This is a genomic window from Streptomyces sp. NRRL B-24572 (genome assembly GCF_002156145.1).
Classification (GTDB): Bacteria; Actinomycetota; Actinomycetes; order Streptomycetales; family Streptomycetaceae; genus Streptomyces; species Streptomyces vietnamensis.
In genome coordinates this window covers 1-615 of the sequence record NZ_MWIG01000650.1, presented here as the reverse complement: position 1 = coordinate 615, position 615 = coordinate 1, and the positions used below count along the sequence as shown (strand labels likewise).

At 65.7% G+C, this 615-nt stretch carries 1 protein-coding gene; it reads left to right on the top strand.

The annotated features are described in order from the left end of the window. Positions 1-615: aminoacyl--tRNA ligase-related protein (locus CCN56_RS32640; RefSeq protein ID WP_306300654.1), on the top strand; the 615-nt coding region annotated here is incomplete at both ends.

The window sequence follows — 615 nt, the reverse complement described above, 5'->3', positions numbered from 1 at the left end:
CTGGCCGAGGCCGAGAAGCGCGACCACCGCAAGCTGGGCAACGAGCTGGACCTCTTCTCCATCCCGGACGAGATCGGCTCCGGCCTCGCGGTCTTCCACCCCAAGGGCGGCATCATCCGCCGGGTCATGGAGGACTACTCGCGCAAGCGCCACGAGGAGGAGGGCTACGAGTTCGTCTACTCGCCGCACGCCACCAAGGGCAAGCTGTTCGAGAAGTCGGGCCACCTGGACTGGTACGCCGAGGGCATGTACCCCCCCATGCAGCTCGACGAGGGCGTGGACTACTACCTCAAGCCCATGAACTGCCCGATGCACAACCTGATCTTCGACGCGCGCGGGCGCTCCTACCGTGAGCTGCCGCTGCGCCTGTTCGAGTTCGGCACCGTGTACCGGTACGAGAAGTCGGGCGTCGTCCACGGCCTGACCCGCGCCCGTGGCTTCACCCAGGACGACGCGCACATCTACTGCACCCGCGAGCAGATGGCGGAGGAGCTGGACAAGACCCTCACCTTCGTCCTGAACCTGCTCCGCGACTACGGTCTGAACGACTTCTACCTGGAGCTGTCCACCAAGGACCCGGAGAAGTTCGTCGGCTCGGACGAGGTGTGGGAGGAG